Below are 244 nucleotides of genomic sequence, written 5' to 3'. Positions count from 1 at the left end.
CTGCAGCGCCTGGGCGACGCCGGCCATGCTGAACGCGCCCGCGGCGGTGACGCCGAAGATGTCGAAGGCCTGGTCGCGCGGCAGCACGATGAGGGCCCAGACGGTGAAGACCAGGTCGATCAGCACCATCGAGAGGCTGGTCGCGACCATCGAGTCGCGGAGGAACTTCAGCCCCTGCGGGAACTTGAGCTCTGCGGTGGACGTGCTCTTGCCGCCGACGACCGAACCGGTCGCTCCCGCCGCG

The 244-nt window shown here is 69.7% G+C and carries 1 protein-coding gene; it reads right to left on the bottom strand.

What is annotated here, in order from left to right:
• On the bottom strand, positions 1-244 hold a 244-nt coding region (locus ACZ6JE_RS15480; protein ID WP_464319523.1), incomplete at both ends, for a PTS transporter subunit IIC.

It is taken from the genome of Frigoribacterium sp. AC759 (genome assembly GCF_979256015.1).
This window is presented reverse-complemented; position numbering and strand designations above follow the sequence as displayed.